A 25,780-nucleotide genomic window follows, 5' to 3' on the forward strand; every position below is an offset into this window, starting at 1 on the left:
ATTGGCGGTTTTTTTATTTAAAACTAAGGGCTAAATTATAGCTCGCCTTCGTTTTCAGATAAGAACTTAGCAACGCCTTCAGGGCTTGCGTCCATACCTTTTTTACCTTCAGTCCAACCAGCAGGACATACTTCACCGTGCTCAGTGTGGAACGTTAGCGCGTCAACCATGCGAAGCATTTCGTCGATGTTACGACCTAGTGGTAAATCGTTCACTACTTGGTGACGTACGTTACCTTCTTCATCAATTAAGAAAGAACCACGGAACGCAACACCCGCTTCTGGATGCTCAACGTCGTATGCTTTACAAATTTCGTGTTTAACATCTGCAACTAGTGCGTATTGAACTTTACCAATACCGCCGTCTGCAACAGCAGTGTTACGCCATGCGTTATGTGAGAATTGTGAATCGATAGAAACACCAATTACTTCTACGCCACGCTTTTGAAACTCTTCAAAACGCTTATCAAATGCAATAAGTTCAGAAGGACATACAAACGTGAAATCTAGTGGGTAAAAGAAGATAACTGCTTTTTTACCTTTAATTGTTTCATGAAGGTTATAGCTATCTACAATTTCACCGTTACCAAGAACAGCTGCAGCGGTAAAGTCTGGTGCCTGGCGGCCTACTAATACACCCATTTTATTCTCCAAATATTTTGAGTTTGTTTTCAATTGCTTTCGCAATGCTGGTACTTATATGGGCGCTAAAAATTAAAAACCAATAGCGCATACATATAATTAATTGGCATTCTAAAGTTATTCACTGCAAAAGGACAATCGCATTTAACGATGTGAGCAATCGAAAATAACGAACACTTGCAACTTGCACTAATATACTTAAATAATAGGTCTATTTTAAAGTGTAAGTTGCGTTGTAACTAAGTAGAAATTTTAAAAATATCGAAGTGGTTTATACATTAAACTTTTTAGAATTTCATATACGGTGGCGCTAAATTTTACCGATATAAAAAAACCTGCAAATGCAGGTTTCTCGCTTAGACTTAGTCCATTATATCTGAGGGCATATCACCACGGATTTTTTGCCAAATCTCACCCGTTTGATGACCATATTTACGCATCATAGAAATAGCACCATCATGCTCTTTATTTTCTGCCAAAATGGTTAAATCTTTATAAAACTGACGAGCAAGTTCACGAGTTCCGGCATCAGAGAAGTAATGACAACCAATCTTTGAATAAAAACCTCTAAAGCCATTAAGTATTAATACATAAATACGGTTATTACCCGCAACGGCTAATTCGTGATGCACTTTATAATCATAGTCAGCAAATGCTTGAGCGGTGTCTTCTAGCTCATGGCTTTGTGATAAAATTTCAATCACGCGTTCAGGATTTAACTTAATTGCAGCACGTGTATAAATAGCACTAATATTAGTACGTGCAGATAAAAGCTGATCTGTCAGCTCTGGCATCTTGTCTTCATCTAAGCGCGCTAATGTTTCAAGAATGTTTAAGCCAGACGTTTCCCAAAAGTTATTTACTTTTGTAGGTTTACCATGCTGAATTGTTAGCCAACCATCACGTGCTAAACGCTGTAATACTTCTCTCAAGGTTGTTCTTGTAACACCAATTAACTCTGAAAGTTCTCGCTCGGCAGGTAAAATTGAACCTGGAGGGAAATCGCCGTTCCAAATGGACTCAACTATATATTCTTCAGCAAATCCTGCTGGGCTTTTCGCTTTAAAAATTCTCATCCAGTTCCCACTCGAATTAATCAACACTCATCGTTTTACACGAATAACTGACTGATTGTACCAGACGAAGCACAACTAACAAGTAAAGTAATATATTAATAAAGCAAATGGGTAGAAATTTAAAATTAATAAATAATTAAATTTGGGTTTCTCTAATTTAGCTACAATGCATGAATATCTAGAGTAATATTCATTGTAGGTACATTGTTATTATGGAGATATTTTTATTTACGCAGCGCCAGAGCTTAATTAACTTATCCCGCACTTGCCATAAGAAAAAGTACAAAAAAGTGCAACCATAAAAAATTCTTTAGATGATGCATCACCTTAGTATAAGTAAGCAATATAACTGAGCTTATGTATCGATGGGAAAATAATAGAACGTCATTTAACCTTTGCTAAGGCTGAATTGAGTAGTCATTAATTTCATCTTATAAAAAGCGACTTCGGTAGCTTTTTTTTCCTTTTTGTTGCTGCATACTTTATCCTACGTCATAATCTAACGTCCTATTAAAACGCGGAATTTTTATGAACTGGCTTGCACAATTACCTACTCAACGAACCCCGTGGCTTTTATTTACAGCTATCGTTTTCTTACTTGAAGTTACCGCTCTTTTCTTTCAATACAAAATGGGGTTAGCGCCTTGCATAATGTGTATATATCAACGCACTGCAGTATTGGGGTTATTAGGCGCAGGGATTGTAGGCTCAAGTAAACCACAAAGTAAAACTGTGCGTATGATAGCGTATGTTATTTGGGGAATATCGAGTGTTTGGGGATACTTAATTGCTCGCGAACATATTGATATGCAGACCACCACAGACCCTTTTGCATTTAGCTGCGAGTTTGAACCAAATTTCCCATCATTTATGCCACTACATGAATGGATACCTAGCTTTTTTCAAGCTACCGGGGATTGTGGAAATATAGATTGGCAGTTTGTTGGCATGAGCATGCCTGCTTGGATGGAAGTGATATTTGGGATTTTCTCACTAACGCTATTTATTATAATTATTGCCCGTTTATCAATTAAAAAGTCGATTTGATATGTTTACATTTTTTTCAAGCCAATTAGACCAGCTTAAGCATTTAAAAGTACGCCAGCGTCAAGACGTAATTGCGCTTGCATTAAGTCAGCTATCGCCAACTGATAAAGTTCTATTGCGTATTATAAAGTTGCTATTACTTAGCCCACTATTTTTAATATTCACTGTATTTAAAGGTTGGATATTAATACCATTTTTGATACTTGGCGGATTGTGCTATCCACTATTAACTACACCTATTGAAATTAACTTTGCTAAAAAGCACTTAAGCGATGCGCTAAAACAATTTAATCAGGGCGCCTAGCACCCTGATTACTTTTTAGAAATATTAAAGTGAAAGTTTCCCCTCTAATTTAGCTAAAAGTTTTTTGCCAATCCCTTTAACTTGCGATAAATCACTAACGCTTTTAAATTCGCCATTTTCTTCACGATAATCCACAATTGCCTGCGCTTTTTTCTTACCTATACCAGGTAACTTAGCAAGCATCTCTGCATCAGCATTATTTATACTAATTGTCTCAGCTTGAGGCATTTGCTTAGTTACTTCTGATAATTGTGCATACGCGGTAGTCGCGGGTAGTAAACATAATAAACTTATGATGAGTAAATTTTTTAACGTTTTCATTAAACTTGCCCTTATTCTTCTTTTCTTAATTTTGAGTATTGCTCAGGAAATCAATAAATAAGGAACTGTAAAGTTCATCACTTAAAGTGTACCTAAACGCATTATCACTATGATCCGAAATCCTGAAAATGCAGCTGGTACAACAAAGTGATTGCTTAACTAAAGTAAAGTTACCGTTTTTTGTCAAATTTAAGACACCTAAAAATTAATACTTCGCGCTTGCAAATTTACTTACAAACCATTACTGTACATAAAAACAGTAATCTAATGGTTTTTTAAAAACCACGGTGCCAAGCAATTTTGCAGGAGAAATCATGGCTGTTGTTGTTAAATATGTTGTAGAACGAAACGGAGTCGAGCGTATGACGTTTACTACCAAAAAAGAAGCGGATGCTTATGACAAGATGCTCGATATAGCAGAATCACTTGAGCTGATGCTAGAAAAGGTAGACGTACCGCTTAGTGAGCAACAAATTGAATCACTTGCTTTAGAAATAGCGAAAAGCAAAGATGATTTTATGACCATATTAAAAGGTGGCAAAGATCCAGCTGTTACCAAAGCGCCAGCAAAAAGTAAAAAGTCAGATAACGTTGCATCAATTGAAGATAACAACGATAAAAAAGTAAGTTAATTCATAGAATGCTCCCTCCTCGAACGGGACAAACTAAATAAAAAAGGGAGCAACTAAGTTGCTCCCTTTTTTATTATACCAATTCGCTTAATTAAATGATCTCTTTGAGGGTGGAAAAACGTGTTGATAGCTAGGCAAAAATTCGATATTTAGTTGTTCTAAATGAGAATTTTTTAACGCCGGTAGCAACACGTTTAGCCCCGCAAAATGATTAAGTATTATTGCGGATTGGTATTAATTACTACTCACTTTAAAATAAGTAGTAATTGCTAATTAAAGCTCTTTTTCTACTTCATCAAATAAAGCAGTGATGTTTTGCTCAGGCTCTTTTGTTACTAAGCTAACAACAACAATTGCAATACTCGCTAAAATAAAGCCCGGTACTATTTCGTACATAAAGCTACTTAAGCTTTCACCATTGATAGTAAATGGTCCATATATCCAAATTAGCACAGTAAATGCGCCTACTAACATACCAGCTAACGCACCAGCAAAGTTCATGCGTTTCCAATAAAGGCTAAACAATACAAGAGGTCCAAACGCAGCACCAAAGCCAGCCCACGCATTACTTACTAGGTCTAAAATAGAGCTATCTCTGTCGTAAGCTAAATAAATAGCGAACATAGCAACTACGGCAACACTAATACGGCCAACAGCAACTAGCTCTTTATCACTGGCATCTTTACGTAAGAATGTTTTATAGAAATCTTCTGTTAATGAACTTGAACTAACCAATAATTGAGATGAGATAGTACTCATAATCGCAGCCAAAATTGCAGCAAGTAAAAAGCCAGCAATAAGTGGGTGGAACAGTAACTCAGAAAGAATTAAGAAAATTGTTTCAGGGTCTTCAACTACAATGTTGTTCTCATAAGTATAAGCTGCACCAAATATACCAGTACCAACAGCACCAATGGCAGCAACAATCATCCATGTCATACCAATACGGCGTGCTTTAGGCATATCTTTAACACTACGTACCGACATAAAACGAACAATGATATGTGGTTGGCCAAAATAACCTAAACCCCAAGCCATTGCAGAAATAATACCTAATGCAGAACCTGCACCAATCCAGTTAAGCATATCTGGATTTACGCTATGTAAAGTTGATTCTAAAGGTTGTTCAAGCAAAGAGTATGCAACCGTTGGCACTAGAATAAGTGCAATGAACATAATACAACCTTGCACAAAGTCAGTTAAGCTTACAGCTAAAAAACCACCAAACAAGGTATATAAAACAACTACGCCCGTTGTAATGTATAAACCCATTTCATAAGTTAAACCAAATGAGCTTTCAAACAATTTACCACCAGCGACAACACCAGATGAAGTATAAAGAGTAAAGAAAACAATAATTACCACAGCTGATACAACACGTAATAGGTTGGATTTATCATTGAAGCGATTTGAAAAGTAGTCTGGGATGGTTATAGAGTCATTTGCTTTTTCAGTGTAAACACGTAATCTCGGTGCAACTAACAGATAATTTAACCAAGCACCAATCACCAAGCCAATTGCTATCCATGTACTACTAAAACCAGTAACAAACATCGCACCAGGTAGGCCCATTAAAATCCAGCCACTCATATCAGATGCACCTGCAGACAGTGCAGCTACACTTGGAGATAGATTTCGTCCACCTAACATGTAACCAGATACATCGTCAGTAGATTGCTTATATGCATATAGTCCGATACCTAACATTACAATAAAATATAATGCTAGTGAAATAATCATTCCTGTTTCCAAATTAGCCTCCGCATAATTATTAATAATAGGCTTTAATCCAAATAATGACTCTTAAAATTTTATAGTTAAGACACTATTGGGGTAAAAACCATTCTCGCTGACTATATCATGCTTGATAATAAAATCTCCAACTTGTTGCCCTCACCTGATACAAAAATACTCATGTTGAATGATTTTAAAGCGAATTGGTGAAATAAAATAAATTAAATACTAGAAACACCTTAATTTTTAATGATAATTTATTAATCTAGCAAATATACGTAATGCTATTTTGAGTCTTTTGCCATATATTATTACAATACCCAATTACATTACTCTTACGGAACTGTTTATGTATTTTTACGCTGCACGCCAACCTATTTTAGACAGAGATAAAAAGCTCATCGGGTATGAACTTTTATTTCGCGATGGCGTTGATAACGTATTTCCTGATATAGATGGTGACGAGGCAACTACACGACTAATTGAAGGTAGTCAGTTTAATTTCGGCTTAGAAGATTTAACCGACAATAAACCCGCCTATATAAATTTCACCCTAGAAACGCTATCAAAGGGCTACCCAACACTATTGGGCAAAGATACTGTAGTTGTAGAAATCCTTGAAACTGTGCAACCTGGGAAGCGATTATTAGCCATAGTGAAAGATCTAAAAGATAAAGGTTACACTATTGCTCTTGATGACTATATTCATCAGCCTGTTTGGCGCCACTTTTATCCATTTATTGATATTATTAAAATAGACTTTTTAGCATCTGATATAGATACAATAAAAACGGTTCTTAATGATTTAAAACTGCACTCGCATATTAAGTTACTTGCCGAAAAAGTAGAAACCTATGAAATTTACCAACAAGCTCTAGAGCTTGGTTTTGATTATTTCCAAGGATTTTTCTTCTCAAAACCTGAAATGGTACAAAGTAAGGCTCTACCGCCTTCAGAAATGGCATTAGCTGAATTACTTTACGAAACATCAAGCGTTGATATGGATCTTAAAAAAATCACTGATGTGTTTGAGCGTGATGTAAACCTATCTTACAAATTACTTAGGTATTCAAATTCTGCTGCCTTTGCAAGGCGTGCTGAAATAAGTACCATTAAGCAAGCCCTTATAGTGCTTGGTGCTAACGAAATTAAAAAACTATTATCATTATTATTTGCAGCGCAAGTATCAGCAGATAAACCTATAGAGCTAATTAGGCTATCGCTTACGCGCGCTCGTTTTGGTGAGTTACTCGCTATATCCCATGGACAATTTAAAGATACCGGCATGGCATTTTTAACCGGTATGATGTCTCTTATGGATGCTATTTTAGATGAGAGTATGGAAAGCGTTATGAAAAAGCTTCCACTTTCGAATGACATAAAAGCAGCCTTATTAAACGATGAAGGCTTGCTGGCAAAATATTTAAACTTAGTTAAGTATTATGAACAAGCTAACTGGTCAGCCGCAAACGAATTAACGAAAGAGCTAAACCTAGGTGAAAAAGTTCCTGATGCCTATCATGAAGCACTGACTTGGGTTAATGAGCAAATGCAGTTAGTAGTTAACGAAAAATAAGTAACCCGAACTCTGGTTAAGATATTTACTAATTTATTGAATTATAATGATATCTAAGTTTATTTTTCTCTAGCCAAAGTTCAGATTATATAAACAGTCAATAAAAACGCCAGCATTTAGCTGGCGTTTTTATCATTGGCTTCAATTATAAACTTTCTAAAAAGTCTTCATCAAAATCAGCTGGCTCTTCTTTTATAGGTGGGTTGCCATCGTACAGCTCATAAATTTGACGCTGGAAGTAAATATCTTTTACAAATAAGTACGGATCAAGTGAATCATTTAATAGCCCTTCTTGTGGTATTAAAGATGCACGCGCCTCAACTGCTTTTAAAACAAATACTAAAATAGTTTGTGGAGTCGTTAGCGCAACTTCAGGTAATACAAAGTTATCGACTACATCACCGGTCAGGTTACGTGCTGTTGTTGGCCCCATACCTGGTAGCATTAAATAGGCGCCATCACCTACGCCCCATACACCCAACGTTTGTCCAAAGTCTTCATCGACTATTTCAAGACCTAGTGAGCTTGCAACATCAAAGATACCAAACAGACCGACAGTAGAGTTAACTAAAAAGCGTGCTAAGCTCACACTTGCATTACCCGGTTTACCTTGCAAACCCGCATTGATCATATCTACAGGTGCGGTGATATTACCTGTAAAATTAACAATACCGTTTCTTACCGGTACAGGCGTTACTTCAACATAACCTACAGCAACTGGGCGCAATAAATAAGCATCCAGTACATCCATATTAAAGTCATATAATGGACGATTAATACTTTGCAGCGGATCTCTGTCATCTACTTTGCTTTGAGGTACTTGAGCACAGCCGGCTAGTATCAATAAACATAAAAAAGTAAAACTGTGTTTTAACATCTAACGTCCTTAAGGTATTAATGTATCAATTTGAAGTTGGTAGTCACTTACACTTTCACGCTTTAACGCCTGTGAATGACCTTCTAGCTCACCAGAGCTTGGCATAACAGAGTCATCGATAGAAATACGCGCCGAAATAATAATATTTTCTGCACTAGATAGGTTAAGCCCTGCAACCATTGCACTACTATCACTCAACTCAACTGTAATTGGAAATGAATATTTAGTAAGCTTAACAGCAGCCAATGGCATAGGTGAGCCAGTTGCAGCTTTTGCAAATATAAACAAAATACCGTCTTTTGGCTGTTTATCAATAAGCTCTTTTGCAATGTCGACTGTAACTGCAATAGCACCCGTTGTAGTAGTAACTGGCATAACTGAGCCTTCACTTTGCATTTGTTGCTCAATATCAGCAATACGTTCGGAGATCATGTTATAACGTGAATCATTTTTTTCCATGCTCGCCAATAAAACTTCAAATGCAGTTTTAGCTTGCGGCCAATCTTTACGCTCATACGCTATCAGCGCTAGTAACGAAATAGCATCTAAATTAGTAGGCTCAACGTTTAGCACTTTTGAAAGCATACCTGCCGCGCGAGTCATATTAGCTTCGCTACCTTCAAGTAATAAAACCTGACTGTAACTAATAAGAACCTGCATATTATCAGGGTTCATACGTAGTGCTTTATCAAATGACTGCTGCGCCATGTCAAATTCATTAAGCGACATAGCCACTCGACCAAGTAGCATCCAAGCAACTTCATCATCGCCAGAGCGGCTAAGTTTAGTACGAAGCGCCAATGCAAAAGCCTGCAGCTCATTTTGACTAAGCGGCTCACCTTTTTGCATTACAGCACGCTCGCCATAATCAGCTAAATTATCCATTGCGTCATGCCAAGCCGAAATTTGCTGCTGACTGCCTGTAAAACTATAAAAAATCCCTGTAAGTGCAAGAACAAATGCACCGCCTGTTAAAGCAAAAATACGGTTATTACCTTTGCTGTTAAGTGATTTCTCTGGTGATAGCTCGTTCAATAAGCGACGTTTTAATTCAACAATTGATTCTGCGTGATTTACGCTATCAATGCGTTGATTATCTAAATCAGTTTGCAAATCGACTAAACGCTGCTCATAAATACTAATTAATTCAGCATTGGCGTTATGAGTAATCGTTTGAACACGCTCTTTTTTTAAAAAAGGTATCATAACAAAGCTAAGAGCAACCAGTGTGAGTAAGGCAAAACACGCCCACATTAAAATCATTTAGCTTTGCTCCTGACGTTTATTTTGTTCAATTAGCTTCGCTAGCAGCATTTCATCGTCGCTGCTCCATGTTTGTTTTACTGATGCTTTTCGTTGGCGAATAACAATAAAACCAAAGCCAACAATTACAATTAACACAGGTAGTACCCACAGCACTAAAGTCGCTGGTGTAACGGGTGGGTCGTAATGAACAAAATAGCCAAAGCGGTCAATCATATAATCAATCACTTCGTCTTTACTTTTACCTTCTTTAACCAATACGAGTACTTTATCGCGCAAGTCTTTAGCAACAACAGCGTCGGAGTCCGCAATGTTTTGATTTTGACACTTAGGGCAACGTAGCTCTTTGGTTAACTCTTCAAACAATATTGCTTGTTTGTTGTTATCAAATTGATAGCGATCTTGCTGTGCAAACGCACCCATGCTTACAAAAAGGCTAAGCGTAAGTAGTAACCACTTCATTATTTAAGCTCCTGCATAATTGGCGCAAATTTAGCTCGCCATACTCGCGGATTTATATCACCGGTGTGATGTAACAAAATAGTGCCGTTTTTATCGACTAAAAAAGTTTCTGGCGCACCCGACACGCCTAAATCCAACGACAAAGTACGGTGTAAATCTAAAATATTAAATTGGTAAGGGTCACCTGCACGTTGCAGCATATCAGTGACTTCGCTGCGAAGTGATTGCATATCAAACGGGCCATCAAAATCAGAGTCGTAACCTTGTACGTAATATAGTCCAATAATTTTAACGCCTTGCTCACGTAACTTAGTTAAATAACCAAGTTCGACTAAACATGTTGGGCACCACGTACCCCATACATTTAATAAGTAAACTTCACCTTTTAACGACTCGTTGGTCCACTGCTTATTGTCTTGCATTAAATCAGGTAAATTAAACGCTGGCATTTCTTGACCTATCCGCCCTGTTTGAATTTCACGAGGGTTGGCAAAAAGACCTTGGTATAAAAATACACACACAAAAGCAAACACTAAAAGCGGCGCAATAGCTAAAATTTTACGGTTCATAAAACACTCTCCGGTACATCTTTACGGGCTGTTTTAGCTGATGTACGGTAACGTTTATCAAACAAAATCATGAAACCTGCAAATGACATAAGCACGCCACCAATCCATATCCAGCGTACAAATGGTTTATGATAAATGCGAAGTGACCATGCATCACCACTTAATTGCTCACCTAATGCTAAATATAAATCACGTTTAAAACCGGCATCTATTGCCGCCTCAGTCATAAACTGCATACCAATGTCATATTTACGTTTTTCGGCGTGTAAACGTGTTACTAGCTCATTATTTTTAAGCACAGATACAACGCCCGCATGACCGCTGTAGTTTGGCCCACGAATAGTTTTAACGCCATCAAAGCGATATTCATACTCATTAAGCTGTGCTATTTCACCCGGTTTCATCGATACATCACGCTCTACTGAATAAGCCGAGGTAAGTGTTACGCCCGCAATAATAAATGCAATACCAATATGCCCAAGTACCATAGCCCAGTAACTTACAGTAAAGCGTTTTAAGCCTTCTTTTAAGCTCCCGTGCACAGCTGCTTTGGTGTAAATATCAATCCCTGTTGATATTGCAATCCAAACTGCCAGTGTTGTCGCTAATAACGTAAGTGGTTTTACTAAATCGTAACTTGAGAATAACCAAGCGCAGGTAATCACAACACTTGCTAATACGCCCATTAATATTTTGTTTTGCAAAAAAGCCCACTTGTTTTGCTTCCAACGTAAAAGTGGTCCGATACCCATCAAAATAGCAAACGGTACTAAAATTATTGCAAACATCTTATTAAAAAACGGTTCGCCAATAGAAATACTACCTAAGCCCATTTCTTTATGAACCATTGGCAACAATGTACCTAACATAACAATTAATGTAGCAACAACTAAAAATATATTATTGAGCCATAACGCCACTTCGCGCGATACCAGCTTGTATCGTCCTTCACTGTGAACTTGTGACACACGCATTGCATATAACGCCAAGCCACCACCGACAACGATGCCTAAAAAGGCGAGTATAAATAAGCCTCTATCAGGGTCTGTAGCAAACGCATGTACCGATACAATAATACCCGAGCGTACAATAAACGTACCTAGCAAACTTAAAGAAAATGCTGCAATTGCGAGTAATACTGTCCATGATTTAAATATACCGCGCTTTTCTGTCACACTTAATGAATGCAGTAATGCGGTTGCAACAAGCCAAGGCATAAGCGCTGCGTTTTCTACTGGATCCCAAAACCACCAGCCACCCCAGCCTAGTTCTGAATACGCCCACCAGCTACCAATAGTAAGACCTAAACCTAAGAAACCCCACGCAGTCATCGTCCACGGGCGTGACCATTTAGCCCATGTGTTATCAAGTTTACCTGTTAACAATGCAGCTATAGCAAAAGAGAAAGCAACCGACAGCCCCACATAACCCATGTACAGTAATGGTGGATGAATAATCATACCTGGATCTTGAAGCAGCGGATTCAAGTCACGCCCTTCTACCGGAAAATAAGGAAGTAGGCGCTCAAACGGGCTTGAAAGCAGTAAGGTGTACATCATAAAACCTACACCTAAAAAGCCAAGTACACCCAGTACGCGAGCACGTAATACCCAAGGTAATGATTTAGAACGCGCTGCTACAGCAGCAGTCCAACCCGCTTGCATTACTAACCATAATAAAATAGCACCTTCATGACCGCCCCACGTAGAGGTGATTTTATAGTACCAAGGCAGCGTACTACTTGAATGATACGCTACGTAAGATACGGTAAAGTCGTCTGTTAAACTTGCATAAATAAGTGCAGCAAAAGAGATTAGTACAAAAGCAAACTGGCCTATTGCTAAAGATGGAGCCGCACGCATTAACCGAAGATTACCTGTATGCGCGCCCCAAAGAGGAAAAATACACAGTAAAACGCTTAGCACCATGGCAAGCGTTAAAGAAAAATAACCAATTTCTGGGATCATAGCTAATTACCACTATCTAAGTTGTATTTTGGTTTTTCGTGCTTAATACCTTTAACTGCCTCTGCAACTTCTGCTGGCATATATTCTTCGTCATGCTTTGCTAGTACTTCAAATGCTTCAATAACATTAGGCTCGACTAATACGCCCTGCGCTACAATGCCTTGCCCCTCACGAAACAAGTCTGGCAATATGCCTTGATAACGCACAGTCACTAATGGACCTGTATCTATTAGCTTAAAGCTTACTTGTAAGCTTTGTTCATTACGCTCAACCGTGCCTGGCACAACCATGCCGCCAATACGTAACTTTTGACCTATATGTGGTTTTTCTTTGTTAGGGCCTTTGCCATCAATTAATTCGCTTGGCGTATAAAAAAGATTAATATTTTCTTGCAGTGCATAAAGCACTAAACCAATTGACCCACCAATACCAAACAGTACGGCAATAATTACCAATAGTCGCTTTTTACGTCTTGGATTCATGAGATTTGTTCCTGCTTAGCTTTTTTAATTCGCGCTTCACGTATTATTTGTTGCTCCACTGAAGCCATAATACGTTTGGTGTCTCTCAAAGAGTTCACTAAAATACCGAGTAAAATAAGTGCGCATGTACCAAAAGAAAGCCAGACATAAAATCCATAACCTCCCATTGCAATAAAATCAGAAAAAGAGTCAAACTGCATAATTACCCCTTATTTAACAACGAGCGAACCCACGGTCGGTGCTTTTCTCGTTGCAAAATTTCATTTTTAAGACGAATTAAAGTCACTGTTCCAACAAAAGCAGCAAAGGCTAAAATATTAACCATAAGAGGCCAAAACATACTTGGATCTATTGCTTTTGTATCTAGCTTTGTAATGCTTGCACCTTGGTGTAACGTATTCCACCACTCAACAGAGTAATGAATAATAGGTAAATTAATTACGCCAACAATTGCTAAAATAGAAGCCGCACGCCCTGCTGACTTCTTATCTTCAAATGCATGGTAAAGCGAAAGCACGCCAAGATATAAAAATAATAAAATAAGTTCAGACGTTAAACGCGCATCCCATACCCACCAAGCACCCCACATAGGTTTACCCCATGCAGCGCCAGTAATAAGCGCTATAGCAGTAATACATGCACCAACAGGCGCAATAGCAATAACAGCAAGCTCGGCATTTCGTAGCTGCCATACAAGTGCAACGATAGCGGCAATCGCCATTGATGAGTAAGCCCCCATAGATAAAATGGCAGAAGGCACATGAATAAAGATGATACGGTAGCTGTCTTTTTGTTGGTAATCGGCAGGTGCAAAACCAAGCCCCCATACCCATCCAACAATCATACTAACTACGGTAACTACGGCAAAATATGGCAGTAACGTATTGCATAACTGGTATGCACGCTCTGCTTTAGCATAGGGATGTAACCACTTCCACATTAACTTACACTCACTTTTAAAGCTGACGATATGGCAATTGGTGCGCTTATAATAGCAATAAGTAACATTGCACCAAGGATGGCAAGCTGCCCACTATAATCCAGTGACATTGTACTGGTATCGATAGCCGACGTTGCAAAAATCAAAACAGGAATATACAAAGGCAGTACGAGTAAACTCATCAAAATACCCCCTTTTTGTAACCCCACAGTAAGCCCTGCGCCTATTGCGCCAATAAAGCTCAATAATGGTGTGCCTAATAATAATGTTAAAACGGTTGCTGTTAACGCCGTACTTTCTAGGTTTAACAACAATGCAAATAGCGGAGTCATTAATACAAGCGGTAAACCTGTCACCACCCAATGAGCAGCCACTTTAGCAAGTACGGTTAGCGATAATGGATAAGAGGATGCAATTAACTGCTCCAACGAGCCATCGTTAAAATCATCCCTAAACAACTTATCTAAACCCAACATGGTAGAGAGTAATGCGGCAACCCAAATAATACCTGGCGCCATTCTCGCAAGTAGACCGGGCTCAGGCCCTATTGCTAACGGAAATAATGAAATTACAATTAAGAAGAATAAAATAGGATTTACAATTTCGGCGCGCTGGCGAAACGCAAGTTTTACATCTTTGGTAAATACCGCACTAAATAGCAACCAATAAGAGTGTTGACGAGTCATTAGTGGCGATACTCCAGTGTAACCGTTTGTAAGTTACTAAAGTGGGTCGTTAAGTCTTGGTGGGTCGTTAATAAAATGGCACCACCGCTTTGTAAGTGTTCAGTAAATCGCTGCTGTAAAAAGGCGACACCGCTTTTATCAAGCGCGGTAAATGGCTCATCAAGTACCCATAATTTAGCATCACTTAACCAAAGCCTAACAAGCGCTACACGTCGTTGTTGTCCAGCAGATAGCATTCTAACGGGTACATCTTCAAGTCCAACAAGGCCAAGTTGCGCTAAAATAGGATATAAATCAGGCTCATTTATGTAGCCATTAATTTGTAACCAGTGGCGAACATTTTCAACTGCACTAAGCTGAGTACTTACACCTGTTTTATGCCCTATAAAAAGCAGCTCTCTGGCATACTCTTCATAGTACTTAGATATAGGTTGATCTTGGAACAGAACAGACCCTTCATCAGGCACAGAAAAGCCAGCAATAATACGCAGTAGCGATGTTTTACCAGCCCCATTAGGACCCGCTAATTGCATGATTTGACCGCTATTAAGGCTAAAATTAAGATCCGCAAACAAACAACGATCTTGCTTGATGCAGGTGACGGACTTAATGTGTAACAAGATGACGATTCTCTCTGCCAAAAATTAGGCGTTAGTCTACCATAATGATAGGGTAATACGAATATTGCTTTATAATCGATTAACAAAAACTTGATTTAAAATAATGAATACACCAACGCAAATAACATTATCTAACTCATTGGTTATCAATCAATCTGCTCACAGCCAGACCAATGAGTTACCACAGTTACCTAGTGAGGTACTTGCGGCTAAAAACATCCAATTTTCGAAAGACTCGATTACGCTTGATGTATTTATTGATAAGCATTGGCAAACATTAAGGCTTGGCACTACAAGCGCACCACAAAACCTGCAAAAAATAGTCAGTGCTAACATACAGATCAGCCCTGATGGTAAGCAGCTCAACATCTCGCCAAACAGTACAACCCTTACTTTAAGTCAGCCAGTACAATTGCAGCGCTTGTTAAATTATGTAAGCACGGGCACTGAGGTACAAAGCCAACCAATGGATGTACAAGTTGCTGTATCCCCTTCTCCCAAGTTAGTTATTGATAAACTCAACGCAAGTATTGCCATAAATAAAGACGTAGCCCAGTTACTTACAACTGAACAGCCTTTAAAAGTAGTTGTTAGTACGACTAATAAAGGCGCACAGATTAATATTATTAACCGCTTTGCTGATACGGTTCACTCGCAACCACTTAGCCAAACTAAACTTACTAATTTACTCGCGGCCTTATTACCCAGTGCGCAACTTCAAGTAACACCAAAACTGGCTATTTTAACTCATCCTCAAAAGTCAGGTTCATTTACAACACCTATTACTAATCAACAACTTGCCGAACTACCTAATACACCTATTAAAGTAAATTTAGTGAACCAGGCAGATAAATTATTTATTAAAACCGATACAAACAATATAAAAGTAACGCTTAACAACTCATTCTCAAAACCATTTAACGAGTTACTTTTAGCGCAAAAAAGCAATGCACCTGAAGTAGCCGTTTCTGCGAGTAATATTAAAGTAAATCCATTATTGACCCTAAATAGTCCAATAAAATCGTGGTTACAAAATAGTTTTAGTGATTTAAAAACGCGAATTAATGATGCGGTTAAATATTTTGAAAATAAGCCTTTTGCTACAATAAGTAAATCTGAGTTAACGCAGCTATCAACTTCGCCCGCGCAACAAAAAACGTCTTTAGCTATACAACTGAGTGAATCACCGCTAAATAGAGTTAACATTACTCAAAGTGTGAGTACTGCGTTAAATAACAATACGAGCAATATTTTGCCAGAGCACTTTTCAAGGCTCCCGCCGATTGTACAATTAACGCAACTAGTAAAAGGAAGTGTTAGTGTTTGGCAAACACCTGCAAACACAGCAACAACCTACATGCCAATAACAAATAATACTACCCCAGGTGAAGTGGCGAGCGCTAAGCTAAGTGATTTAAAAGCAAGCCAATTAAAACCCCTTATTACTAGTGAAAGCAGTAAATTGAACACCTTGCTTAACCCTACCAATGAAGTAGTCACTAAGGGACTTACCACCTCCTCAGCACAGCTTGCAATAAACGATAATAATCAAAACAACACAAGCACAGTGAACACTAAAAGCATTACCTTGTTAACTGAGCCGTTATCTAATGCGCCCTCTCGTAGTCAAATGCTACAACCAATAGAAGCAAAACTATTAAGTACATTATTAAAGCTTCCTGATGCCACAACCCCTACAGATAGGCTGGCTTACAATAAACAACTTTTAAGCAGTCAAATTACTGATATTACAGATAAGGCAACAAAAGACACCCCTGATTTAACTCGCTTAATTAATCAGGCATTTAACCGTATGGTTTCAAGTAATAACATAAACCCTGCAACCATACAGCGTGAGATACTTGCTACTTTACAACCCACTCAACTAGCGGGTGATATGCTGCAAAGTAGTTTCACTAAAGGGCTTGAACAGGTGGCTGTGAGTATTTTAGCTGCGCCTCTCATTAGCCAATCAGTAACGCCTATCAGTTTTAATAATCAAACTGGCTTAGATGCTCTCTTACAAGTACTTATACCTACTTTTAAAATGGGTAACACGGGAGCAAAAATGCTTGAACAGCTTCAACAAGCTCAAGTACAAGCTTTGGCCAGCGAAATCGTACACGTTAAAAACACACTTACCCAAGTAAGTGTCTCAACACCAAATCAACAGCCAGACACAAACCCGCTTGCACAATTTTTATTACCGATGAGATTACCTCCAGAAGCAGCCCAAACAGAAATAACACTTGGACAGTATAAAAAGCCAAGCGCCGGTAAATTAGAAGATAAAAATGTATGGTTTGTCAGATTAAACTTTGATTATGCCCAACTTGGGCAGCTACAAATTACTGCAGAGTTAATGGATAAAGCACTCGATTGCCAGCTATTAGCCTCGAGCCAAGAAGTAAGTGCAATTGCTCACCCTCACTTAGATAATTTAAGATCAAAACTAGCTAAACATGGCTTACAAGTTGGCGAGCTCAATTTAAGGCGAGGCGATGCCAACAATCAGGCATTCTATAAATCTCACGCAATTATTAATATTAAGGTTTAGCTATGAGTGATACACCGATTAATAAATCAGCCATTGGGCTTTTGTACGAAGCTGGTAACACACCCACTGTAAGTGTTAAGGGGTTTGGTGAATTAGCTGATGAAATAATAGCAGCGGCTAAACTAAAAGGAATTATGATCCACGAAGATGCAGCACTTGCTAAAACGTTGTCGCATTTAGAGTTAGGAGAAGAAATTCCTAAAGAGCTTTATTATGTTATTGCAGAGCTTATTGCGTTTTCGTATGTATTAAGAGGTCAATTTCCGCCAGGTTGGCAGGATTTTCAAGGTAAGTTAAATATTAAGGCTTGAGCCAATTTATCCGCACATAAAAAAAGGCGCTAAGCACCTTTTTGTTTATGTAATGAAAATAGTAATTCGGCTTCTGCTCGTGGTAGTTCGCACTCGCGTATTACTTCATCAAGGTCTGCACCTAACTCAACCATTTTTACAGCACGAGAGTAAATTTTAGCATCAGGGTCATCGTATTTTTGCGCCGCTTGCTGTTGCATTAAATCTTGGTTTTGTTGTTCAACTTCAAGCACTCGCTTACCAATACTTAAGAGCCCGGTTCTAATCTCCGAAATTTCACTGCGCAAAATATGAGTCTGCTCAGAGCTATCTTTAAGCTGCTGCGATACAGCATTAATTTCATTCGCGTGTTTATTTTTTAATGCAATAATTAACGCCAGCGATATAAGTCCTACCGCTAACGCTGATATAGCTATACTAAGTAACACCATAATTTATTTGGTAAAGCTTATATATCGCTTAACTCATCCCATTCGTCATCACTGAGTAACTTATTTAAATCAACCAAAATCAGTAATTCATTATCGCGGTTACAAACACCTTGAATAAACTTAGCGCTTTCTTCAGTACCAACATTTGGCGCACTGTCGATTTCAGAGCTGCGCAAGTAAACCACTTCCGATACGCTGTCGGCTAAAATACCAATAACTTGCTCTTCTGCTTCAATAATTAAGATGCGAGAGTTGTCAGTTGCATCAGCAGCTAGCAAACCAAAACGTGCACGAGTATCAATAACGGTAACAACGTTGCCGCGTAAGTTAATAATACCAATCACATATGAAGGTGCACCTGGTACAGGAGCTATCTCTGTATAACGAAGTATTTCTTGTACTTGCATTACATTTACGCCGTAGGTTTCTTCCTCTAGCTTAAACGTAACCCACTGTAAAATTTCATCGTTATTATCTGCGTTTTTATTTGCTGACAGTAATTTATCTTGATTCATGCTATTACCCCGTAATGGTCATTACTACTGACGGCTATCTAAGCCTTTCTCTAATAATATATTTAAATTATCTACGTCTATCAAAGCACACATTTTTTCTTTTATAACGCCAGCAAGCCATGGGCGCTTGCTTTTATTTGTACGCCATTTTACATCTTCTTTACTCAATGTAATGTTATTTATCAACTTTTCAGCTAATAAACCCCACTGGCTATCACCTAGTGTAATCAAATATTGATAATCTAAAGATGCCTCTAATTTATCATCATATTTTTCTGGCATAACCCAACGCGCAGTATCAACAACATTAAGCTTTTCTTCTCTGTTGAGCATAACGCCTTTAAACCATTTCGGCTTACCAAACAAATGATTTACTTCACCTAATTGATGTATTCCACCAAGTGCTTTTAATGGCACAGCCAAGGTCAAGCCAGCAACTTCAAAAAACAATGCCTGAAATTCACCATCAAAATAGTCTGATTGGCTAGTAGTTACAATCTCCAGCTCTGGCTTTTCTATAGTAGTAATTGCAGGTGCTATTACTTCCTCGTCAACCACTTCATTAACTTTTTCAGTTTCAAACGCTGGCTCAGCTATTGGCTCAATTTCAACATTGAGCAAGTCATTATCAAATGTACTCTCTGCTGCTTTTAATTGTTCTTTAGGTTTTGAATGAATATGCTGTTGTGAATCATCTGGGATTTGCTCAAGTAATTTTGCAACTGGCTCAAGGTTATCTACAGGCTCATCTTCACATAACAAAGCCCCGAGGTATTGTTTCATTACTTTTTCATTAGCAAACAATTGCTTACTCATTCATTAACCTTGTTCAATTAAATATTCTAGCAGTGCTTTATATGCGTATACACCGCGCGAGCGAGGACAATACTCTACAGGTACTTTTTGTGCAAAGCTTGCATCTCTAAATTTGGTATCCACCGGTATCACACCTGGCCAAACTTTATCACCATATGTACTTTGCAATGTTTTGTATGCTTCTAACGATGCTTTAGTACGTTTGTCGTACATGGTAGGAATTATAGTATATTGATAATCTTTTGCTTGAGAGGATTGCATCAAATCCATAGTACGCATCATTCTATCAAGCCCTTTGAGTGCTAAAAACTCCGTTTGCACTGGCACTAAAATTCGCTCACTTGCTGCAAGCGCATTGACCATTAACACCCCTAAAACTGGAGGGCAATCTAAAATGGCATAATCGTAATGTTCGCTAATTTTTGCAAGCGCTTTTTTTAGTATTAACCCCATCCCTGTTTTATTACCCATACTTCGATCAAGCGTAGCTATTGCCATAGTCGCAGGTAAAATATCCAGGTTTTGAAGTGTTGATGGACACAAAGCTTGGAGTATCTCTTCACTTTGCATACTTGTACCACGGGCAAAAATATCGTACACACTAACTTCTAAATCCTCTGAGTCAATGCCAAAGTAATAAGTGAGTGACGCATGAGGGTCTGTATCTATAAGCAACACACGTTTACCTTGTAATGCCAAAATACCGGCAAGGCTCACTGCGGTTGTTGTTTTACCAACCCCTCCTTTTTGATTAGCGACAGTCCAAATCTTCACATTACATCCTAATTACTGTTCATTGCGCGTTGTTATGCGAATACCACCATGAGGCAAACGAATTATTTTTATTGTATCGTCATCTGAAGGAAGTTCAATTTCAGGTTCAATCACTGCAGGCTCATCAGCTTGCCCGTCACTTTTAACCTCTTGTTTTGGCGGTAATCCATACTTAGAAAGTGCGATAACAACTTTACGATTTTCTGCGCGCCCTTGTTCTGTATCGTTACTTGCAAAAGGTGAATATTGGCCATAACCTTCTATCGCCATTCTAGCTGAATTAATGCCTAGTGCTTCCAGCTCTACTAAAATTGACGTGGCTCTAGCTACCGACAGTTCCCAGTTCGAACGAAATATCTCATTACGAATACTTTCATCATCAGTATAACCTCGTACTCTTACATAGTTATCTACTGGTGCAATAATATCTTTAACAATCTTGACGACCTGCTTTGCTCGAGAGTGTGCAACTGAACTACCACTTGAAAATAACATACCTGAGCTTAGCTCTATAATCAGCCAATCTTGGTTAAGCTCTAAACTGGCTTCTCCATCACGGATTTCATCAATAAGCGCTGACTGTAATTTAATTAATAAACTATCAAGAGGTTTGCCTAAATACTTTTGCTGGATGTTGCTTGTATCACTTTGGCCGTCGAGTAGCTCAGGACCTTGCTCTTCTTTTAATATACTTTCGCCATAAAGAACTTCTTGTTCAGGTGTCACTCTATCTGTCAATATTCCATTACCGTTGACACCTTCACCTTGCTGGGAGTATTGGCGAGCTGACTTATCAAAAACCTGTTCAAGGGAATCTGACAATATTTGGAATTGTTCGTCTTTATTAATCGCTATCGCATACAGAACCACAAAAAAAGCAAACATAATAGTCATGTAATCGGCATACGATACAAGCCAACGTTCGGTGTGTTGACTTTTAGCAGCAGAGTGACGAAGTCGTCGGCGTAACATGTTATTCGTCCACTAAATTAGGGCGCTCTACACGATAGGCTTCAAGCTTTAATTCTATATTTACTGGGCTTTCACCTATGCTTATTGCAATAACGCCTTCAGCAAGCATTTCATGGTAAAGCATTTTTTGCTCTACACGCTGTTTTAACTTATTTGCCATAGGTAAAAACAATAAATTAGCTAAGCCAACACCATAAATGGTCGCAATAAATGCCGTTGCAACACCGGCACCAAGCATTTGTGGATCGGTAATAAACGACATTGCCTGTATTAAGCCAAGCACCGCACCTAAAATACCAATGGTAGGGCTGTAACCCCCCATTGCTTCATAAACACGCGCGACTTCAAGCAAACGATCGCGCTCTAGCAGTAAATCAATTTCAAGCGTGTCTCGTAGTTTTTGCTCTGAGCAGCCATCGACAAGTAAGCTTAAACCTTTTGCTGCATAAGCATCTGGGTGAGCTAAGGCTTCATTCTCAAGCGCTAAGTAACCTTCTTGACGTGCTTTATGAGACCATCGTTTAACTTGCTCTATTGCGTCTTCAATATCGTATTGTGGTGCAACAAAAACCCACGAGCTCATATTTAGCATTTTTTTGAATGTGCTAGCAGAGGTTTGCAACATAACAGCGCCAAGCGTGCCACCAAGTACAATAATAAGCGCAGGGCCATTAAATAAAGCTGAAACAACACCGCCTTCTAAAGAATAACCTAAACCTATTGCACTAAGTGCTACCAATAGTCCAAATATTGAGAGTTTATCCACAACCTACCTCTCTCATTATACGTGCTGCAACATCGCTCAATGCTAAGCTTTCACTTGAAAGCCCCGCATTAGCAATTGCTTGAGGCATTCCATAAACGACACAGCTTTTCTCATCCTGTGCCCAAATAGTTGCCCCCGTTTGTTTTAACATTCTTGCACCATCACGACCATCAGCGCCCATACCTGTTAAAACAATAGCAAGTACATCACCTTGGTACGTTTTAGCTGCACTAGCAAACGTTACATCTACGCTTGGTTTATAACTTATTCTCTCGCTATGATCTTCAAATACGCGCAGCGTTCTATTTGCTCCACGCCCCTCTACCATCATCTGCTGCCCGCCAGGCGCTAAATAAGCAGTTCCTGGTTGTAAGCGATCGCCCTGTTGTGCTTCTTTCACTTTTATTTGGCACAAACCATTTAAGCGCGCTGCAAACGCGGGTGTAAATGCAGCTGGCATGTGCTGAATAAGTAAAATAGGGTGAGGAAAATTAGCAGGCAATTGAGTCAATATAGTTTGCAAAGCAACAGGACCACCTGTAGAAGTACCAATAGCTAAAAGTTGATATTGTTTTCCACTTGCTCGCATTGAGGCAACATTTGAACTTGTCGATGCAGCAGGCGCAGCTCTTTGAAAGCTTCTATCAGGCTGCTTGATTTGAGTTGTTGATGTGCTTGTTCTTTGCGAAAGTGAACTTGTTGGTTTCGTTGAAATGGATGGTTTAACTGGTGTTGCCGCTCTAAATGTTCGCGGTAAACGTCTTCGCCCTATATCTTTTACTTTACTTTGCAAAAGCTTAATTGCATCTTCATTATTGCGTGCAATATCTTCAAATTTTTTCGGTAAAAAATCCATTGCGCCAGCATCTAACGCATCAAACGTTGCTGTTGCACCATCACGTGTAAGTGATGAAAACATTAAGATCGGAGTTGGGTTACTCGCCATTATCTCTTTAACTGCGCTAATACCATCAAGCACAGGCATTTCGACATCCATGGTGATCATGTCAGGACGCAATTGAGCTGCTTTCTCAACAGCCTCTCTGCCATTAACAGCAAAGCCTATAACTTGTATATCGCTATCTTGCTCAAGGATTTCGCTTACTCTACGGCGAAAAAAGCTTGAATCATCAACAACTAAAACTTTAACGGCCATTTAGCTCTCTTATTAAATTTATGCGTAGGTATATATTAAATATATACCTACTTTATTATTAGCCTGCGTAATGTTTTAACATGTTTGGAACGTCTAAAATCAGTGCAATGCCACCATCCGAAGTTATTGTAGCCCCTGCCATACCTGGCGTTCCTTGAAGTAACGCATCAAGCGGCTTAATCACTACTTCTTCTTGGCCAATTAATGAATCAACAACAAAGCCTATTTGTTGCGTACCAATTTGTACAATAACGACGTGACCTTTAGATTTTCGCTGAGAACGATCTGAGCCTTTTACTAACCAATGCTCAAGGTAAAATAACGGTATCGCCTTTTTACGCACAATAATTGTTAATTGCCCATCAACTACATTCGTCTTCGTTAAATCTAAATTGAATATCTCACTAACACCAGCCAGTGGTAACGCAAATGTTTGTGCGCCAACAATGACCATTAATGTCGGTAATATAGCCAAGGTAAGTGGTACTTTTATTTCTAAAATAGTACCGACACCAAGTTCAGACTGAATGCTTACGGAGCCATTAAGTTGCGTGATCTTAGTTTTAACTACGTCCATCCCTACACCACGGCCTGAAATATCAGATATTTCTTCTTTTGTAGAAAAGCCAGGTGCAAAAATCAGGTTATATGCTTCGGTGTCAGAAAGTCGACTCGCTTGGTCATGATCGAGTACGCCTTTACTAATTGCAATTTTTTTCAGTTTTTCAGCATCCATACCTGCACCATCATCTTTGATGGTTAGCAAAATATGGTCGCCCTCTTGAGATGCTGATAAAGTAACATTACCTGTTCTAGACTTACCTGCAGCTTCACGAACAGCGGGCATTTCAATACCATGGTCAACTGAGTTTCTAACTAAATGCACAAGCGGATCGGCAAGTGCTTCAACTAAGTTTTTATCTAGATCGGTTTCTTCACCAATTAGCTTTAAATCAATATCTTTATTTAAGCTACGTGCTAAGTCGCGTACAACGCGAGGGAAGCGACCAAATACTTTCTTAATTGGTTGCATTCGCGTTTGCATAACCGCACCTTGAATATCCGCAGTCACTACATCTAAGTTAGAGATTGCTTTACCCATCGCTTCACTGTCTGAGTTAGTCGCTAAACTAACCAAACGATTTCGTACAAGAACTAACTCACCAACCATATTCATAATTTGATCGAGTCGTTTTGTATCTACGCGAACAGTGGTCTCTGCTGCTGGTGGCGCTGATTTTTTTGGAGCTGCTGGTGGTACTTTAGCTACTGGCTTCTCTGGCGCTTTTTCAACTGGTTTTGGAGTAGGAGCTTTAGCTGGCTCAGCTTTTTTTACTGGTTCACTCACTTGTTTAGCTGGCGGTGAAACAGGTTCAGGTTGTTTTGCAGCTGGCGCACTTTCTATCGATTTAGGAGCAGTGCCTTTACCATGAAGTTCATCAAGAAGCGCTTCAAATTCGTCATCACTAATTTCATCATCTGATGAATTAACTGTATTTACAGCTGGTATAGCAGATTCTACAGGTGTTTTATTGGCATCATTTTGTTCAGGTTTGCTCGTAACTTCACCAAAACTGCCAACACCATGTAACTCGTCTAATAAGCTGTCAAATTCATCATCAGTAATATCACCACTAAAATCACTACTACTTGCTACTGGTTTTTCAACTGCAGGACCTTGTCCTTTACCGTGCAGCTCATCAAGTAAGCTTTCAAATTCGTCTTCAGTGATTTCATCTATTTCAGCATCGCTAACCGAAGGCGCTCCGCTAAATAGTTCATCAAATGCAAACGGATCTTCATCATCAGCTACCGGTGTATCCACCACTTCATTATGAGGTTGTTCAACCTCTGTTTGTGAAGAGGCTTCAGTGGCTTCGGCTTCTGTTGGAGGTAGACCTAAGATATGAAGAGTATGAAGTAATTCAGGATCTGCAGGTTCAGGCTTGTCTCTGTTTTGGATAGTCGCAAACATCTCATTAATGGTGTCTAGTGCTTGTAAAATAACATCCATTAACTCTGAGTTGACTGTTCGCACGCCTTGACGTAGTAAATCAAATACGTTTTCAGCACCGTGACAAGCATCAACAAGTTCTGTCATAGCTAAAAAGCCTGCACCACCTTTTACAGTGTGAAAACCTCTAAATATAGCGTTTAGTAACTCGGTATCTTCTGGATTATTTTCCAGCTCAACTAACTGTTCAGATAAAAGCTCTAGGATTTCTCCAGCCTCTACAAGAAAGTCTTGTAAAATATCTTCATCGACTTCAAACATGCAGTTACTC

The 25,780-nt window shown here is 38.9% G+C and carries 28 protein-coding genes; 6 read left to right on the forward strand and 22 right to left on the reverse strand.

Annotated features, from left to right (window positions below):
• Positions 1-35: 35 nt before the first annotated feature.
• Together H5161_RS13790 and fadR are read right to left on the reverse strand one after the other, a co-directional pair.
• Positions 36-641: a peroxiredoxin gene (locus tag H5161_RS13790; RefSeq protein WP_182769522.1), complete on the reverse strand. Its 606-nt coding sequence runs from the start codon at positions 639-641 to the stop codon at positions 36-38.
• Positions 642-1,003: 362 nt separating this feature from the next.
• Complete coding sequence (fadR, locus tag H5161_RS13795) at positions 1,004-1,717, reverse strand: fatty acid metabolism transcriptional regulator FadR (protein ID WP_004335692.1); 714 nt, start codon at positions 1,715-1,717, stop codon at positions 1,004-1,006.
• A gap of 528 nt (positions 1,718-2,245) precedes the next feature.
• Here fadR and dsbB point away from each other — a divergent pair.
• Together dsbB and H5161_RS13805 are read left to right on the forward strand one after the other, a co-directional pair.
• A complete protein-coding gene (gene dsbB, locus H5161_RS13800; RefSeq protein ID WP_024595347.1) occupies positions 2,246-2,764 on the forward strand; it encodes a disulfide bond formation protein DsbB in 519 nt (172 codons plus the stop codon).
• A 1-nt stretch (position 2,765) separates the two neighbouring features.
• Positions 2,766-3,068, forward strand: coding sequence for a DUF6170 family protein (locus H5161_RS13805; RefSeq protein WP_024595348.1), 303 nt, complete (start codon positions 2,766-2,768; stop codon positions 3,066-3,068).
• Between the two features lie 24 nt (positions 3,069-3,092).
• Here H5161_RS13805 and H5161_RS13810 read toward each other — a convergent pair whose 3' ends face one another.
• Positions 3,093-3,389, reverse strand: a complete 297-nt coding sequence (locus tag H5161_RS13810; protein ID WP_165723515.1) for a helix-hairpin-helix domain-containing protein — start codon at positions 3,387-3,389, stop codon at positions 3,093-3,095.
• A 314-nt stretch (positions 3,390-3,703) separates the two neighbouring features.
• Between H5161_RS13810 and H5161_RS13815 the strand changes: the two genes are divergently transcribed.
• Positions 3,704-4,021 (forward strand): YebG family protein, encoded by a 318-nt coding sequence (locus H5161_RS13815; protein ID WP_004335683.1) that lies wholly within the window; start codon positions 3,704-3,706, stop codon positions 4,019-4,021.
• A 273-nt stretch (positions 4,022-4,294) separates the two neighbouring features.
• Here the strand turns inward: H5161_RS13815 and putP are convergent, their stop codons facing one another.
• Positions 4,295-5,773 (reverse strand): sodium/proline symporter PutP, encoded by a 1,479-nt coding sequence (gene putP, locus H5161_RS13820; protein ID WP_149602304.1) that lies wholly within the window; start codon positions 5,771-5,773, stop codon positions 4,295-4,297.
• 331 nt (positions 5,774-6,104) lie between these two features.
• Between putP and H5161_RS13825 the strand changes: the two genes are divergently transcribed.
• Positions 6,105-7,331: an EAL and HDOD domain-containing protein gene (locus tag H5161_RS13825; protein ID WP_165723517.1), complete on the forward strand. Its 1,227-nt coding sequence runs from the start codon at positions 6,105-6,107 to the stop codon at positions 7,329-7,331.
• Positions 7,332-7,476: 145 nt separating this feature from the next.
• Here H5161_RS13825 and H5161_RS13830 read toward each other — a convergent pair whose 3' ends face one another.
• From H5161_RS13830 to ccmA, 10 genes are read right to left on the reverse strand one after another with little or no spacing between them, the layout of a single operon-like run.
• Positions 7,477-8,208: a VacJ family lipoprotein gene (locus tag H5161_RS13830; RefSeq protein ID WP_002959276.1), complete on the reverse strand. Its 732-nt coding sequence runs from the start codon at positions 8,206-8,208 to the stop codon at positions 7,477-7,479.
• Positions 8,209-8,217: 9 nt separating this feature from the next.
• On the reverse strand, positions 8,218-9,471 hold the full coding sequence (gene ccmI / locus H5161_RS13835) for a c-type cytochrome biogenesis protein CcmI (RefSeq protein WP_024595353.1): 1,254 nt from the start codon (positions 9,469-9,471) through the stop codon (positions 8,218-8,220).
• The gene (locus H5161_RS13840; RefSeq protein ID WP_002959280.1) at positions 9,472-9,933 is read right to left on the reverse strand and encodes a cytochrome c-type biogenesis protein; all 462 of its coding nucleotides are present in this window, start codon (positions 9,931-9,933) and stop codon (positions 9,472-9,474) included.
• Entirely contained in the window at positions 9,933-10,502 is a 570-nt protein-coding gene (locus H5161_RS13845) for a redoxin family protein (RefSeq protein ID WP_024595354.1), read from the reverse strand. The genes H5161_RS13840 and H5161_RS13845 overlap by 1 nt, the downstream gene beginning before the upstream one ends.
• A complete protein-coding gene (locus H5161_RS13850; RefSeq protein ID WP_002959282.1) occupies positions 10,499-12,469 on the reverse strand; it encodes a heme lyase CcmF/NrfE family subunit in 1,971 nt (656 codons plus the stop codon). The genes H5161_RS13845 and H5161_RS13850 overlap by 4 nt, the downstream gene beginning before the upstream one ends.
• A 2-nt stretch (positions 12,470-12,471) precedes the next feature.
• On the reverse strand, positions 12,472-12,951 hold the full coding sequence (gene ccmE / locus H5161_RS13855; protein ID WP_002959283.1) for a cytochrome c maturation protein CcmE: 480 nt from the start codon (positions 12,949-12,951) through the stop codon (positions 12,472-12,474).
• The gene (ccmD, locus tag H5161_RS13860; RefSeq protein WP_002959284.1) at positions 12,948-13,151 is read right to left on the reverse strand and encodes a heme exporter protein CcmD; all 204 of its coding nucleotides are present in this window, start codon (positions 13,149-13,151) and stop codon (positions 12,948-12,950) included. Before ccmD ends, ccmE begins: the two co-directional genes overlap by 4 nt.
• 2 nt (positions 13,152-13,153) lie before the next feature.
• On the reverse strand, positions 13,154-13,891 hold the full coding sequence (locus H5161_RS13865; protein WP_002959285.1) for a heme ABC transporter permease: 738 nt from the start codon (positions 13,889-13,891) through the stop codon (positions 13,154-13,156).
• Complete coding sequence (ccmB, locus tag H5161_RS13870; protein ID WP_002959286.1) at positions 13,891-14,577, reverse strand: heme exporter protein CcmB; 687 nt, start codon at positions 14,575-14,577, stop codon at positions 13,891-13,893. The genes H5161_RS13865 and ccmB overlap by 1 nt, the downstream gene beginning before the upstream one ends.
• Positions 14,577-15,197, reverse strand: a complete 621-nt coding sequence (gene ccmA, locus H5161_RS13875) for a cytochrome c biogenesis heme-transporting ATPase CcmA (RefSeq protein ID WP_152609331.1) — start codon at positions 15,195-15,197, stop codon at positions 14,577-14,579. Before ccmA ends, ccmB begins: the two co-directional genes overlap by 1 nt.
• A 103-nt stretch (positions 15,198-15,300) precedes the next feature.
• Between ccmA and H5161_RS13880 the strand changes: the two genes are divergently transcribed.
• Both H5161_RS13880 and H5161_RS13885 read left to right on the forward strand, forming a co-directional pair.
• Positions 15,301-17,754, forward strand: coding sequence for a flagellar hook-length control protein FliK (locus H5161_RS13880; RefSeq protein WP_182769523.1), 2,454 nt, complete (start codon positions 15,301-15,303; stop codon positions 17,752-17,754).
• 2 nt (positions 17,755-17,756) lie between these two features.
• Positions 17,757-18,065: an EscU/YscU/HrcU family type III secretion system export apparatus switch protein gene (locus H5161_RS13885; protein ID WP_007377933.1), complete on the forward strand. Its 309-nt coding sequence runs from the start codon at positions 17,757-17,759 to the stop codon at positions 18,063-18,065.
• Between the two features lie 29 nt (positions 18,066-18,094).
• Here the strand turns inward: H5161_RS13885 and H5161_RS13890 are convergent, their stop codons facing one another.
• The 8 genes from H5161_RS13890 to H5161_RS13925 are packed head-to-tail and all read right to left on the reverse strand — an operon-like array spanning position 18,095 to position 25,770.
• Positions 18,095-18,496 carry a DUF2802 domain-containing protein gene (locus tag H5161_RS13890; RefSeq protein ID WP_024595394.1) on the reverse strand — a complete coding sequence of 134 codons (402 nt, stop codon included), beginning with the start codon at positions 18,494-18,496 and terminating at the stop codon, positions 18,095-18,097.
• A gap of 17 nt (positions 18,497-18,513) precedes the next feature.
• Positions 18,514-19,011: a chemotaxis protein CheW gene (locus tag H5161_RS13895; protein ID WP_002959294.1), complete on the reverse strand. Its 498-nt coding sequence runs from the start codon at positions 19,009-19,011 to the stop codon at positions 18,514-18,516.
• A 24-nt stretch (positions 19,012-19,035) separates the two neighbouring features.
• Complete coding sequence (locus H5161_RS13900; protein WP_024595393.1) at positions 19,036-19,827, reverse strand: chemotaxis protein CheW; 792 nt, start codon at positions 19,825-19,827, stop codon at positions 19,036-19,038.
• Positions 19,828-19,830: 3 nt separating this feature from the next.
• A complete protein-coding gene (locus H5161_RS13905; protein ID WP_002959298.1) occupies positions 19,831-20,601 on the reverse strand; it encodes a ParA family protein in 771 nt (256 codons plus the stop codon).
• 12 nt (positions 20,602-20,613) lie between these two features.
• Positions 20,614-21,573: a flagellar motor protein MotB gene (locus H5161_RS13910; RefSeq protein WP_182769524.1), complete on the reverse strand. Its 960-nt coding sequence runs from the start codon at positions 21,571-21,573 to the stop codon at positions 20,614-20,616.
• A 1-nt stretch (position 21,574) separates the two neighbouring features.
• Positions 21,575-22,339: a flagellar motor protein gene (locus tag H5161_RS13915; RefSeq protein WP_182769525.1), complete on the reverse strand. Its 765-nt coding sequence runs from the start codon at positions 22,337-22,339 to the stop codon at positions 21,575-21,577.
• Positions 22,332-23,495: a chemotaxis response regulator protein-glutamate methylesterase gene (locus tag H5161_RS13920; protein ID WP_182748768.1), complete on the reverse strand. Its 1,164-nt coding sequence runs from the start codon at positions 23,493-23,495 to the stop codon at positions 22,332-22,334. The genes H5161_RS13915 and H5161_RS13920 overlap by 8 nt, the downstream gene beginning before the upstream one ends.
• Before the next feature lie 58 nt (positions 23,496-23,553).
• A complete protein-coding gene (locus tag H5161_RS13925) occupies positions 23,554-25,770 on the reverse strand; it encodes a chemotaxis protein CheA (protein ID WP_182769526.1) in 2,217 nt (738 codons plus the stop codon).
• Positions 25,771-25,780 lie beyond the last annotated feature (10 nt).

Origin of the sequence: Pseudoalteromonas sp. SG43-5, assembly GCF_014164345.1 — a bacterium.
Lineage (GTDB): Bacteria > Pseudomonadota > Gammaproteobacteria > Enterobacterales > Alteromonadaceae > Pseudoalteromonas > Pseudoalteromonas distincta.